This window comes from Blautia stercoris (genome assembly GCF_054657695.1).
In genome coordinates this window covers 459,320-472,801 of the sequence record NZ_BAAHYF010000001.1, presented here as the reverse complement: position 1 = coordinate 472,801, position 13,482 = coordinate 459,320, and the positions used below count along the sequence as shown (strand labels likewise).

The following is a 13,482-nucleotide window of genomic DNA, read 5'->3' as shown; positions in this document are numbered from 1 at the left end:
TTGACCTTACGTTAAACAGAAAAAATGAAAGGATGTGATTGCGATAATCATAGGAATTGATCATGGCTATTATGCCATTAAAACAAGACAAGTGTCTTTCCCAAGTGGAATTATTGGGTATGATTACGAGCCGTATACCATGCAGAATGTTCTGCAATATCAAGGAAAGTATTATGTCTGCGGTACGGGAAGACAGACGCTGGTAAAAAATAAAACGTCCAATGATAATTATTATCTGCTGACGTTGGCAGCCATTGCAGAAGAAATCAAGCATCGGAAAGCGGAACGAAAGACAGAGGTAATTCTGGCTGTTGGACTTCCGCTTTCAAGTTTTGGAAGAGAGAAACAGGGATTCAGGGAGTATCTGTTGCGGAAAGAGCAGCCAGTGCGATTTTTATATGAAAGTGAGTTATATGAGATAACAATAAAAGATGTGAAACTGTTCCCACAGGGATACTCTGCGCTTGCTCTGCATCCAGAGTATCTGAAGAATGAACCGTCTGTTCTGCTTGTTGATATTGGTGGCTGGACCGTTGACCTTATGAGGCTGGACAATGCTGTTCCGAATGCAGCAACGTGCAGAAGTCTGGAACTTGGAGTAATCCGATGTATTGATGAGACAGCAGAACAAGTGCGTAGAAATACCGGACTGTCTGTGACAGAAACTCAAATTGAGCGTGTGCTTCGGAGGGAATCTTGCAGTATGGCAGAGGAGGCCAGACGGATCATACAGGAAAACGGACGGAAATATATAGAAAGAATACTGTCTGCGGTGACAGAATCCGGGTTTGATCTCCGGGCAGTACCCACCGTATTTATGGGGGGAGGCTCCGCAATTTTAAAACGCCACGTGACCGCACAGGACGCGATTTGCCGCCCCGTTTTTATAGAGGACGTCCATGCCAACGCAACAGGGTATGAACGGATTGTAGAGCAGATGTGGACGAGATGACACGCCCGGTATATTCGTTCCGCCCGAACCTGAAAAATCCAGAACACCAGAGGGCATGGGAGAAATTTCAAAGTGTTCCAGAAGGGCAGAAAAGCCAGTATCTGGTTCAGGCAATTCTGGAAAAAGAGGATCGGAAATGGATGGAAGAAGTCATTCAAAAGACGATAAAAGAAAGTGTTCGGGAATTAGGAATATGTGGCACTACGGAACAATTGAAAACGAAACCATCATCGGAAGAAATACCAGATCAGATGATGGATTTTCTATCTCAAATGGAAAATTTGTAAAGGGGGTGAGGCCTATGATTGCACGATACATACATTGTTGGATCTGCTAGGGGTAAGGCAAGAAATGCATCGATATCTTTGGTGGGTATTGTGAATAGCTTTCCATGCGGCTTTGGAGTATGTTGTGTGTAGCAAAAGTGAAAGGAGAAAGGTTATGGCAGAGATGAAAAATATCTGCGGAAAGATCCCGATGGACTTACATGAGAAAGTAAGAGAAGAGATTGAACTCACAGAAAGCAGCACACAAAAATTTTTACAACAGGTCATTGAAGAACATTTCAACAGAGTGGAAGGAAAAGGAGAAATAAGCATGGGAGCAGTAAGAACAGTAGCAGTACAGGTATCAGAGGAATTATTCCAGAGATTAAAAGTAGTCATCGGAAAGAAACACATGAAACAGAAAGACTTCTTAATTCAGATTATAGAAGAAGCACTGGAAAAGGTAGAGGTCGAATGGCAAAGCAAAGAGCAGCCTGAAGAATCCGAACAGACAACTGGAGAATTGGGAACAGAAGAAACTCAACCGGAAGAAAGAACTGAGCCGGAAAGGGAAAGTGAACCAGAAGAGGAAGCCGAACCGGATGGAGAAAGTGAACCGAAAGAGGAAAACAAACCAGAAGGGGAAAGTGAACCGGAAGAGGAAACTGAACCAGAAGGAGAGACTGATCCGGAAGAATCCAAAGCAGAAGAACCAACAGAATGGTAACCAATTGATACAGAATAACGAAGGGCGGTATGAGAGATCATGCCGCCTGTTTTTATCAGCAAAAAGGAGGTTGATAGCCGCAACCATTCAATTTTTTGATCTCTTTAGCGGAATCGGGGGATTTCGTGAAGGCTTAAGACGGGCAGGAAACTTTGTCTGTGTCGGACATTGCGAGGTGGATACTTATGCGGATAAGAACTACCGATTGCTGTTTGATACGGAAGGGGAGTGGTATTGTAATGACGCAAGAACAATCGAACCAGAACGAATGCCAGATTTTGATTTACTCTGTGCAGGATTTCCTTGCCAGGCATTCTCTATCGCCGGAAAGCGAGAAGGATTTGCAGATGCAAGAGGAACTCTCTTTTTTGAAATTGCCCGGATTCTTGAAGCTAAAAGACCCTCGTATTTTATCCTTGAAAATGTTCCCGGTTTGTTATCGCATGACAAAGGCCGGACGTTTTGCACCATCCTCAGTACGCTTTCTGAACTGGGGTACCATGTCGAATGGAAAGTGCTTAACAGCAAGGATTTCGGAGTCCCCCAAGCAAGAAAACGGGTGTATATTGTCGGATATTTTGATTTCCGATGTGCCGGAAAAGTATTACCTGAACCAGAAACAAATGGAGCAGCTCTTGTTCAAGTCCGGGCAGGAAGTCAGGGGAAAAGAGTCTACAGTCCCAAAGGACTAAGCTGTACCCTGACATCACAGGCAGGTGGAATGGGCGGCAAGACAGGATTATATGATGTAGGTGTTCCAATCAAAGAGAATACAAAGCTCGGCTACAAACTTGCAAGAGAAGGGGACAGCATCGATCTGGGTTATGCGAATCTCAACAGCAGGAGAGGAAGAGTCGGACACCAGATCGCACATACCCTGACAACAGGTGTTCAACAGGGAACGCTGCACTTTGTCGATCTTTCACCTCCGCCGGTGGTAACGGAAGAATGCAGAAGCCTGAATACCAGACAATGCGGTGTCCACAAATACAAAGGAGAATGTTCTGGTGTATTAGCAGAGGATGGAGCAAGAGCAGTCTTAACACCAGCAAAAGAGAATGTTCGTCAGAACGGCAGACGTATGAAAGAACCCGAAGAACCGATGTTTACAATTACTGCAACCGATCGTCATGGCATCTTGTATCACGGCAGAATAAGAAGGTTAGTTCCGAGGGAATGTCTGCGACTGCAGGGTTATTACGACTGGCAGATTGATAAGATCATAGACAGCACTTCTGACGCACAGCTTTATAAACAGGCTGGAAACGGAGTAACTGTCAATGTTATCGAGGCAATTGGCAGATTGTTACAAAAGGCAGACTCCGAACTTAACACACAGAAAGTGTCTGAGAAAGGAATCCATTAGGCATGATCGGAATAAAAGACCAATACTTTGGCACAGAAATCGAAATGACAGGGATTACCAGACAACGTGCTGCAGAAGTTGTTGCTGAAATGTTTGGAACAGAAGCATATTATGACGGCACTACTTATGGAGTCTGGTCAGTGATAGATCTGGAAGGAAAAAAGTGGAAATTTATGTCTGATGGGAGCATTTATACACAACGGAAAGTATACGGTCGAATTGTAGACGCAGGTGGAGAATATTCAACAGAAATGGTATCACCGAAATTATCCTATGATGAAATGGGAAAGTTACAGGAAGTAGTACGATGTCTGCGACAGCATGGAGGTTTTGTAAATGAGTCCTGTGGTCAGCATGTTCATGTAGATGCATCGAATCATACACCGCAGAGTCTGAAAAATGCACTGACAATTATGTATGCAAAGGAAGATATCCTGTTCAAAGCACTGAAAGTGCAGGAGAGAAGAGCAAATAGTTATTGTCAGAGGGTGCGACCGGAGGTATTGGAGAAAATCCGAAAAATACCAAATAAATCAATCACAATGGACCGAGTAAGAAATGTCTGGTATGGAGGCAGGGATGGAAGTCATACCCATTATGATCATACCCGTTATTATGCTCTGAATCTTCATGCTGTGTTTTCCAAGGGAACTTTGGAATGGCGTTGTTTTGAAAGCACACTACATGCAGGAAAGGTGAGAGCAAATATTACACTGGCATTAGCCATTTCCGCACAGGCAATCAATCAGAGATCGACACAGATGAAAAAGACACTGATATCAGAAAACCCGGCATTTACATTTCGTACATTTTTATTGAGACTTGGGTTAATTGGAGACGAATATAAAAATGTTCGAAAACATCTGCTGGCAAATCTGGATGGTGATCTTGCGTGGAGATATGATAAAAGCACGTATGAGTGTCTGAAGAAAAATCAAAGGACAGAAGGAGTCAGATAGAGGTGAGAAAAAATGAAAGATAGATATTACTTCGCTTATGGCAGCAACATGAATCTGGAGCAGATGAAGTACAGGTGTCCGGCTGCGGAAGTTGTGGAAAACGTCCGGCTTGAAAATTATCGGCTGGCATTTCGGGGAAGGGCTCCGGGCAATGGGGTAGCAACGGTTCTGCCGGAAAAAGGAAGCTATGTCGAAGGAGTCTTATGGAAAATCACAGAAGCGTGTGAGAAGAGTCTGGATTTTTATGAAGGATTCCCAAGTTTTTATGGGAAAGAATCGATTCGGGTAAAAAATCAGGATGGTGTGGAGAAAGAAGTGTTTGTATATATGATGAACGCTCCGCACAAAGATGTTCCGGCAAAGCCATCGAAATTTTATCTGGATGGAATTCTGGAAGGATGTAAGGATAACCAGATTCCAACGGAGTCTGTCATGGAAGCGGTAAAACGTACCAGACAGGAAGTAAAAAAAGAAAAAAATCGATATGCAAGATAAAACGTACCGCAGAGGAAACATCTTCTGCGGTATTTTACTGAAAAAATCTATTTATAATAGGAAGGAAAAGCACATGAAGGTTAGAAAATTAAAGACCAGAATTGCTGCTTTTGGACTGGCTGTCCTGATGGGCATCAGTACCTTGAGCAGTGCGAATGCGTTTGCGGCCGAACAGACAGGCTCGGAACAGCAGACGGAAGTACAGGCATCTGAACAGGCGGTAACAAGCCAGAAAGATACATCAGTTACAGCAGATGATATCACAAAAGCAGTTTCAGATGATACATTTGCAGTGGAAACCAGTATGGAAGGAATCCATTATGATGCAGAAAAAGAAGATGTTACGCTTGTAAGTATCAAAGATGAGAATGGTGGAGAGTATCATTCAGACAAAGCAGGAACATATATTGCCACTTATATGGTCGTTCCAAAAGATAAGAGTGACAGCTATACCATCACCCGTAAAGTGACTCTGACGGATACCGAAGGACAGGCACATTCCGAAGAAAATGGTGGAGAGAAACAGAAGTCAGATACAGAATCTGAAGATGATTCGGATTCGCCTGTGCAGAACTACACAGATGTAGAAATTGAAACATCCGAAGAAGATGCATCTGCACAGGCAATCAAAGAACTGAAAGAGGACATCGAAGAGGGAAATGTGATGGTATTGTCTGCGGCTGAAAGAGCTACAAGCAGCGGTTCCACAGTTACATTGACAAAGGGGAGAACTATTTATTATCCAAGTTATATTGGAAATTATCTTACTTGCCTGTTTACAGTCAATGGAAAAATTGCATACTGCCTTCAGTCCCAGAAAGCATCCCCACCGAGTGGAAGTTATGTAGCACAGGTACTGGACAGCAATAAAAATCTGCAGAAAGTCCTTTATTATGGTTATGGCGGGGCAGGAGATCTGACAGGAAGTTATCTGTCTGGAAAAACGGAAGATGAAAAGTATGTGTATACACACATTGCAGCCAGCTATGCTTATGCAGGAGAAGCCGGATTTACAGGGTGTAATTATAATGACCTTGTAAATGCAGGGGTTATCGCATATATCAATTATCTGTTTGGACAGGAAGAACCGCCAAAAGGTGAACTGAGCCTTTCAAGCACAAAGCTGAATGCAGTACGGGATGGAAACATCCAGAAAACACCAAATATCACACTGTCTGGAGATCACAGAAACTATGTGACACTGAGTGTACCAGAAAATGTGACAGCACATAATCTTTCCAAAGGAACAAGTGTTACAAATGGAAAAATCCAGATTTATGGTGGAGATACATTCTATCTGTCCGCAGATTTATTACTGACAGGCAGTTATGCTTCCGGCAACTTATATGGTTCTGTCGGAAAGACATGGAGAACACTGGTGTTGACAACCGGAGATTCCAAGCAGGATATCGGTGTATTTGAAAGCGAAACAGCAGCGCCGGTAAGCTTCAGTGTACAGTGGCTGAATATGACACGCATTGAACTTATGAAGAAAGATGTCAATACACAGAATCCACTGTCAGGAGCAGTTTATGGTATTTATACTGATAAGAAGTGTGAAAATCTGCTGATGACAATGTCAGCAACCGGAACAGACGGAAAAGCAGTCAGCGATTATTTTGATTCTGCACTGAAAACAGTGTACGTGAAAGAGATCACTGCTCCGACAGGATACAAACTGAATACAGAAGTATATAAAGTGGCTGTTACTGCCGGAAAGACAATGACTGTAACAGCAACAGATGAGAGAGTCACCGGAAAGGTGAAAATCGCAAAGATCGATAAAGAAACACTTGCATTTAAAGCGCAGGGGGACAGTGTTCTTCGTGGTGCTGTGTATGGTCTGTATGCAAAAGAGGACATCGTGCATCCGGATGGCACAACAGGGGTTCTGTATAAACAGGACAGCCTGATTGCACAGGGAGTCATCGGAGATGACGGAACACTGGAATTTTCAGAATTATACCTTGGAGAAATGTATGTAAAAGAGATCACTCCACCGGAAGGATATACACTGGATACTACCAAATACGAGGTATCAGTAACTTATGAAGGTCAGGATGTTGCCGAAGTGACAAGAGACCTTACGGTAAAAGAGCAGGTAAAGAAACAGGCATTCCAGTTAATCAAAATCAGTGAAGATGGAGAGCAGACAGAAACAGACCTGGTTGCAGGAGCAGGATTTAAGGTATATCTGATCAGCGACCTGACACAGGTAAAAAATGGAAAACTGAAGCCAGCCAATGGAGAAAGCTATACAGCAAGCGATTTCAAAAATTATGACTTCAGCAAAGAGCAGGTTGCAGTTACTTACGAGAATGGAACAGCCGTACCAGTACCAGAACTGATCACTGATACAAAAGGATATGCAGTCAGCCCGGAACTGCCGTATGGAAGTTATGTTGTAGTGGAAAGTACTACCCCTGAGAATTTGAAAACCATTGATCCATTTGTTGTAAATGTGGAAAATGACAGCAGAGAGCCAATGCAGTGGAGAGTATTTGATGACCGCCCGTTTGAATTTTTGCTGAAAATTGTAAAGAAGGATGCACAGACTGGAAATACTGTTTTAAAGGCTGGTGCTTCTTATAAGATTTACGATGTGACAAATAAGAAATATGTGGAACAGGTTGTTCAGTATCCGAAGAAAGAAAAGATCAGTGTATTCGAAACAAACGAGGAAGGATATCTGATCACACCGCAGGAACTGAAGTGCTCTACCTACCGAATCGAAGAAGTGAAAGCACCGGAAGGATTTGTAAGACAGGGAAGCGAGGAGTCCCTGTATGATGGAACAACGATTATTTCACCATTAGAACAGACTACAAAAGGAACATATAAAGAAAATCCACAGAGTGGTATTGTAATTACAGTATCCTCAAACACTGCACATCAGATTGATCCAGATACAGGAGCTGCGATTGTAGAGGTAGAACAGAAAAACGATGAACAGGTAGGAAGCCTGCTCCTGACGAAAAAGGGAGAACAGCTTACCGAAGTAACCGGAGATTCTGTTCTGGCAAAAGTAAAAGCACTGGTTTCAAAAGTAAGAAATGCCGTATCTGGAAAAGAAGAAACAGGTATTTATAAAGGCTTTAAATATGAAGAAACCGGAGTAGAAGGCGCTGAATTCGAAATATATGCCAAAGATACCATCTATTCACCGGACGGAGCAAAGGACGAAGCAGGAAATCCAGTTGTCCGATATGAGAAAGATGACCTGGTAGCCAAACTGACTACAGATGAAAATGGAACAGCAGTTATCAACAATCTGCCACTGGGAACGTATTATCTGAAAGAAGTTGTAGCAGGAGAGAATTTTGTCCTGAATACAGAACAGAAAGAATTTACCCTGACAGCAGAGGATGATACACAGGCAGTCGTTTATGAAGGCGTTACCTATAAAAATGAAAGACAGAAAGTTTCTGTATCAGTAGAAAAGAAAGATTCTGTCACAGGCGAAAAGCTGGAAGGTGTTATTTTTGGACTGTATGCTGCGGAAGATATTCTTTCTAATCAGGGAGAGGTTCTCGTAGAGAAAGATGCCCTGCTGGAAAAGAAAGCAACGGATGCAAAGGGAACACTTACTTTCGACAGTGATCTTCCACATGGAAAATACTATGTCAAAGAGGAAGTCAGAAAAGCCGGATATCTTCCAAATGAGGAAGTATGGAATGTAGATGCAACTTACGAAAATCAGAATCTTGCAAAGATTGAACTGAACAAAGAAGTTAAGAATCAGCCGACAGAAACACGCATTACAAAAACAGATGCAACAACAGGAAATGAGCTGGAAGGAGCAAAACTGCAGGTCATTGATAAAGACGGAACTGTTGTGGAAGAGTGGATCAGTACGAAGGAAGAACATGTCATTTATGGACTGCCGGAAGGAAGTTATACCTTACATGAGGAACTGGCTCCTTATGAAGAAGGCTATGTGTCTGCCAGCGATGTGACGTTTGAAGTCAAAGAAGATGGCAGTGTGACAAAGGTTGAGATGAAAGATGAATATTCCAAAGTGGAAATTTCAAAAACAGACCTTACAACCGGAAAAGAACTGGAAGGGGCAAAGCTTCAGATTATCCGCAAAGACGGAACTGTTCTGGAAGAGTGGATTACAGATGGAAAACCACATTCCGTTGAAAAACTCCCAGTCAATGAAGAACTTACTCTGCGTGAGATCACAGCACCGGATGGTTACGAGATTGCGGAAGATGTCACATTTACATTGAAAGATACAATGGAAGTCCAGAAAGTAGAAATGAAAGATGCCAGAACACCGGAGAAAACAACAGAAAAAACAAATGCACCAAAAACAGGTGATAACCAGAAAATATGGGCGTTTGTTCTGCTTGCACTGGCATCTGCTGGAACAGCTACAGGAGTGACTGTATACCGCAGAAAGAAGTCAAAAATGACAGACAACAAAAAAGAAACAGAAGAAAAATAAAATAAGAATTACAGGATAAACCAATCTGACAGGGCAGGAGATGTGCATAAAGCAGCTTCTGCCCTGTCTGTATATAAGGAGAAGAATGATGAGACGTTTTTATACAGCAGAATCAGTAACAGAAGGACACCCAGACAAAGTATGCGATCAGATAGCAGATGCAATCTTAGATGAATGTCTGCGTTACGATCCATCTTCGAGAGTGGCGTGTGAAGTCCTTGCTACAAGAGGAAATGTGTTTGTAGCAGGAGAAATCACCAGCGGATATGAACCACCAGTGTTTGATGTGATCCGAAAAGTTTTAGAAGAGTGTGGATATTGTACAGATGGGATAGAAATGGATACGTTTGTACACCAGCAGAGTCCAGATATTGCGAAAGCAGTGAGTGTGTCGAAAGAATTTCGGGATAATATCGGCGCAAAATTAAGAGATAGAAGCAGGGGAGCTGGAGATCAGGGTGTTATGGTCGGATATGCGTGTGATGATACTCCGCAGCTTATGCCAATGCCGACTGTTCTGGCACACCGGATCACACGTGAACTTTCGGCTTGCAGAAGAAGCGGATATATCAAAGATATCTTTTCGGATGGAAAAGCACAGGTAACCGTAGAATATGAAGATGGAAAGCCAGTGAGACTGGAAAGTGTTGTTGTTTCCTGCCAGCATGGTGCAGAAAAGAGCCTGAAGAAGTTAGATGCCGAAATCAGAGAGAAAGTGCTTCGCTCAGCACTCAGATTACTGCCGCCGGATGAGGATACGAAGATTCTGATCAATCCGTCAGGAAAATTTGTGTGTGGAGGGTTTGATGCAGATACCGGACTGACCGGAAGAAAGCTGATGGTGGATACTTATGGAAGTATGGTTCCGCATGGCGGCGGTGCATTTTCAGGAAAGGACTGTTCGAAAGTAGACCGTTCGGCAGCTTATATGGCAAGGTATATCGCAAAAAATATAGTAGCTGCTGAGTTTGCAAGCAAGTGTCAGGTGTCTCTGGCTTATGCAATCGGAGTAGCAGAGCCGGTTATGATTGAGGTGGATACCTTTGATACAGGGAAAGTGTGTGCGGATGATTGTCTGGCGGCAGCAATCCCACTGGTGTTTGGAGTGACACCTGTTCAGATCATGGAATCCCTTCGACTGAACCGTCCGATTTTCCGGCAGACGGCAGTTTTTGGTCATTTTGGAAGAAAGGAGTTTCCTTGGGAGCGGACGGATAAGGTACTGGATCTTCAGGATGCAATTCTGTAATGCCCTGGGTAACGGAAGAAGAGATTCAGGCAGCAAAAAATATGACTGCGTATGAGTATTTGCGGACGCATCAGGCACAGCGGTTGCAAAAGACAAGAACCAGAAATGAATGGCAGTTGACGGACCATGACAGTTTTAAAATCAATGAACTGTCCAGCAAATGGCATTGGAAATCCAGAGATATCGGTGGCGTGTCCGCACTGCGGTTCCTGATTGAAGTAGATGGAATGAAATTTACAGATGCCGTAAAACTGTTGTGCGAAGAGAGTCCGTCTTTTATTCCGACACAGTCTGCGAAAAAGGAAAAACCACCCTTTAAGCTGCCGGAGAGATATTGTAATTGCAGACGAATCAGGGCTTATTTAAACCACAGAGGAATCAGCGATGAAGTGATCACGTATTGCATTTCGCATGAAATCCTTTATGAAAGTGTCCCGTACCATAACGCTGTTTTTGTTGGAAAAGATGAATCCGGAAAAGCAAGATATGCATTCCTGCGAGGAATCTATGAAAAAAACGGGAAAGGATTCAAGATGGAGCAGACCGGGAGTGAAAAAAAGTACAGCTTTTGTATTCCACCTGAAAGAGAAACAAAACGAGTTGTCGTATATGAAGCGTGTATTGATGCACTGGCCCACATGACACTGGAAGAAGGAAAGAGGGATAAATATCGTCTTTCCCTTGGAGGAATCGCTGCTCCGAAAGAAAACACACAGATACAGAGTGAACGTTTTAAAAAGCTGCCGGATGCACTGGAAGAGTTTCTGAAGAACCATCCGGAAATCAAAGAAATTGAAATCTGCACCGATAATGACTTTGCCGGGAGATGGGCGAAAGAACAGATGAAAAAACATTACGAGGGAACGTATCAGATTATTTGCAATCTGCCGGAAAAAGAAGGGGCAGATTATGCAGACCTTGCGAAAGAAAAAAAGCAGACAAATAAATGCAGGGACAGACCATTAGAAAGAAGGTGATAGAGAATGGAAGAAAAAGGAACGATGCACGTACATCTGTTGACGGAGCTGACTGGAAATCTTTATTCAGAAGAATCCGAATGGGAAGAAGAGTGGTCGGAGAGTGATGAATATGGAATGCCATTAGATGGAACAGAACTTGCCGATTATGAAGAAGTCATCCGAGAAGAACTGGAACGCTATGGGGAAGATGATCTCATGCAGTATTTTGACGGAAGTGAGTCCATTCAGGAAAAGATACAAAGTGCAGTTGTTACGATAGAAAACAAAGACGGAATCCTGTACGGCTGTACCAAACTGGAATTAAATGAATTTTTAAGTCAGGAAGAACTACAGGAATTCACCGAATACATTACAGGGCAGTACAGTGACGGGTGGGGTGAAGGATTTGAACAGAGGGATATCAAGGTAGATGGTGGAACGATGAATGTGCATTTTTGGCATCCTAATATGGAACAGCCGAAAATGTATGAAAAGAAAACAGAGCAGATTCCGACAAAGCCTGAGAAACAACGTCCCAAGTTACAGCTCCTTGGACATGATGGGAATATTTTTTCCATTATGGGCGATGCCTCAACTCTTTTGAAAAAGAATAAACAGACAGCAGAAGCAAAAGAAATGCGTAAAAGGGTATTGGAAAGTGGGGACTATTACAAAGCACTTTTGATTATCAGCGAATATGTAGAAACTGAGTTGAGTCCGCCGCCCAAAGAAAATAAAAAGACAAAGAAGAAAAATCAGCCGGAACGCTGAGAAAAGAAAGGATGATGCCTATGACAAATGGCCTGAGTTTGGAAGAACTTATGAAAGAGGGAACATACCCGGAGGAATATACTGAAGGGGAAAACTGGAAAATATTACATGGAGATACATTAAAACTGGTCAAAGCATTCCAGCCGGGAATCTTTGATGCAGTTATTACCGATCCGCCGTATGCATCCGGTGGAACAAAACAGAATGAAAGAAATCGTACTACAAATCAGAAATACAGCAGTATGAGTGCTGCCAATGCACTTCCGGATTTCGATGGGGATAACAAAGACCAGAGATCTTGGACGCACTGGATGGCTGAATGGCTCTATGATGTGCGGAAAGCCTGCAAGAAAGGTGCTCCGATCTGTCTGTTCATTGACTGGCGTCAGTATCCATCGATTACCGATGCATTGCAGTGGGCAGGATGGATCTGGCGAGGAACAGCGGTGTGGGATAAGGGAAACTCCCGTCCACAGAAAGGCCGTTTCCGCCAGCAGGCTGAATATATTGTGTGGGGCAGTAACGGACCGATGCCGATCAACCGTCCGGTATCTTGTCTGCCGGGCGTCTTCCGATATGGCAATCCGCAGAACCGGATTCATGTGACAGAGAAACCGTTGCAGCTTATGAAAGATGTTATCCAGATTTGTGAACCGAGAGGGCTGATCCTGGACCCGTTTGTCGGAGCAGGAACAACTGTCCTTGCAGCGGTTATGACAGGTTATCGTGCAGTGGGAATTGAGGTAACAGATGCCTACTACAAACTGGGAAGTGACAGAGTGAAAATTGCATTAGAAGCAGAGCAGAAAGAGGATGAAAAGTAGCCGGGATGTCCAATTGGACATCTTGTTTTTTATAGAGAAAATGAGTGGCATCCAACTGGATGCAGGAAGGAGATGGAGCGTATGGAACAGGCGCTGGCTTATGTGTGCTGTTCAGCAGAAGAAAGCCGGGTAAAAGTGCAGAAATATTGCAGAAAAATCTATGAACTTGGGTATGTACCAATCTGTCCGAGATTTGTATTCTCACCATTCTTGGAAGAGTCTGATGCAGAAGATATGCAGGGATATGGAAGAATGTCCCATATCCTTTTACGGAGATGCCGGATGGTAGTCGTATGTGGGAAAGAAGTGACAGGAACAATGAATACCGAAATCAGTATGGCAGACAGACTCCATATCATTTGTACGACACTTGATGGACTGGTACAGATAAAAGAATCAAAATAAATCAGAATCGAGTCAATCCGGTGCTACAGAAACTGGCGGTACTCGTTTTGCAAGCATAG

At 43.3% G+C, this 13,482-nt stretch carries 12 protein-coding genes; all 12 read left to right on the top strand.

Annotated features, from left to right (window positions below; all coding sequences use genetic code 11):
• Window positions 1-43 precede the first annotated feature (43 nt).
• The 12 genes from ACYQ2D_RS02350 to ACYQ2D_RS02295 all read left to right on the top strand — a co-directional run bounded on the left by ACYQ2D_RS02350 (window position 44) and on the right by ACYQ2D_RS02295 (window position 13,423).
• Complete coding sequence (locus ACYQ2D_RS02350) at window positions 44-952, top strand: ParM/StbA family protein (protein WP_044912250.1); 909 nt, start codon at window positions 44-46, stop codon at window positions 950-952.
• A complete protein-coding gene (locus tag ACYQ2D_RS02345) occupies window positions 949-1,239 on the top strand; it encodes a hypothetical protein (RefSeq protein ID WP_006426993.1) in 291 nt (96 codons plus the stop codon). The genes ACYQ2D_RS02350 and ACYQ2D_RS02345 overlap by 4 nt, the downstream gene beginning before the upstream one ends.
• A gap of 154 nt (window positions 1,240-1,393) precedes the next feature.
• Complete coding sequence (locus ACYQ2D_RS02340; RefSeq protein ID WP_007884604.1) at window positions 1,394-1,945, top strand: hypothetical protein; 552 nt, start codon at window positions 1,394-1,396, stop codon at window positions 1,943-1,945.
• A 70-nt stretch (window positions 1,946-2,015) separates the two neighbouring features.
• On the top strand, window positions 2,016-3,311 hold the full coding sequence (dcm, locus tag ACYQ2D_RS02335) for a DNA (cytosine-5-)-methyltransferase (protein WP_055247004.1): 1,296 nt from the start codon (window positions 2,016-2,018) through the stop codon (window positions 3,309-3,311).
• 2 nt (window positions 3,312-3,313) lie between these two features.
• A complete protein-coding gene (locus ACYQ2D_RS02330; protein ID WP_006426990.1) occupies window positions 3,314-4,270 on the top strand; it encodes an amidoligase family protein in 957 nt (318 codons plus the stop codon).
• A gap of 12 nt (window positions 4,271-4,282) precedes the next feature.
• Window positions 4,283-4,765: a gamma-glutamylcyclotransferase family protein gene (locus ACYQ2D_RS02325; RefSeq protein ID WP_006426989.1), complete on the top strand. Its 483-nt coding sequence runs from the start codon at window positions 4,283-4,285 to the stop codon at window positions 4,763-4,765.
• A gap of 73 nt (window positions 4,766-4,838) precedes the next feature.
• Window positions 4,839-9,215 carry a SpaA isopeptide-forming pilin-related protein gene (locus ACYQ2D_RS02320; protein ID WP_459784515.1) on the top strand — a complete coding sequence of 1,459 codons (4,377 nt, stop codon included), beginning with the start codon at window positions 4,839-4,841 and terminating at the stop codon, window positions 9,213-9,215.
• An 88-nt stretch (window positions 9,216-9,303) separates the two neighbouring features.
• On the top strand, window positions 9,304-10,464 hold the full coding sequence (gene metK, locus ACYQ2D_RS02315; protein WP_167528845.1) for a methionine adenosyltransferase: 1,161 nt from the start codon (window positions 9,304-9,306) through the stop codon (window positions 10,462-10,464).
• A complete protein-coding gene (locus ACYQ2D_RS02310) occupies window positions 10,464-11,441 on the top strand; it encodes a DUF3991 and TOPRIM domain-containing protein (protein WP_006426986.1) in 978 nt (325 codons plus the stop codon). Before metK ends, ACYQ2D_RS02310 begins: the two co-directional genes overlap by 1 nt.
• A 6-nt stretch (window positions 11,442-11,447) precedes the next feature.
• Entirely contained in the window at window positions 11,448-12,194 is a 747-nt protein-coding gene (locus tag ACYQ2D_RS02305) for a hypothetical protein (protein WP_007884619.1), read from the top strand.
• Between the two features lie 20 nt (window positions 12,195-12,214).
• Entirely contained in the window at window positions 12,215-13,018 is an 804-nt protein-coding gene (locus tag ACYQ2D_RS02300) for a DNA-methyltransferase (RefSeq protein ID WP_226793175.1), read from the top strand.
• Between the two features lie 81 nt (window positions 13,019-13,099).
• Window positions 13,100-13,423 (top strand): DUF7768 domain-containing protein, encoded by a 324-nt coding sequence (locus ACYQ2D_RS02295; RefSeq protein ID WP_015513330.1) that lies wholly within the window; start codon window positions 13,100-13,102, stop codon window positions 13,421-13,423.
• The last annotated feature ends 59 nt before the right edge of the window (window positions 13,424-13,482 follow it).

Coding starts and splice junctions, on each gene's coding strand:
- ACYQ2D_RS02345 (WP_006426993.1), top strand. CDS start 949: ATGACACGCCCGGTATATTCGTTCCGCCCGAACCTGAAAAATCCAGAA.
- ACYQ2D_RS02340 (WP_007884604.1), top strand. CDS start 1,394: ATGGCAGAGATGAAAAATATCTGCGGAAAGATCCCGATGGACTTACAT.
- ACYQ2D_RS02330 (WP_006426990.1), top strand. CDS start 3,314: ATGATCGGAATAAAAGACCAATACTTTGGCACAGAAATCGAAATGACA.
- ACYQ2D_RS02325 (WP_006426989.1), top strand. CDS start 4,283: ATGAAAGATAGATATTACTTCGCTTATGGCAGCAACATGAATCTGGAG.
- ACYQ2D_RS02320 (WP_459784515.1), top strand. CDS start 4,839: ATGAAGGTTAGAAAATTAAAGACCAGAATTGCTGCTTTTGGACTGGCT.
- metK (WP_167528845.1), top strand. CDS start 9,304: ATGAGACGTTTTTATACAGCAGAATCAGTAACAGAAGGACACCCAGAC.
- ACYQ2D_RS02310 (WP_006426986.1), top strand. CDS start 10,464: ATGCCCTGGGTAACGGAAGAAGAGATTCAGGCAGCAAAAAATATGACT.
- ACYQ2D_RS02305 (WP_007884619.1), top strand. CDS start 11,448: ATGGAAGAAAAAGGAACGATGCACGTACATCTGTTGACGGAGCTGACT.
- ACYQ2D_RS02300 (WP_226793175.1), top strand. CDS start 12,215: ATGACAAATGGCCTGAGTTTGGAAGAACTTATGAAAGAGGGAACATAC.
- ACYQ2D_RS02295 (WP_015513330.1), top strand. CDS start 13,100: ATGGAACAGGCGCTGGCTTATGTGTGCTGTTCAGCAGAAGAAAGCCGG.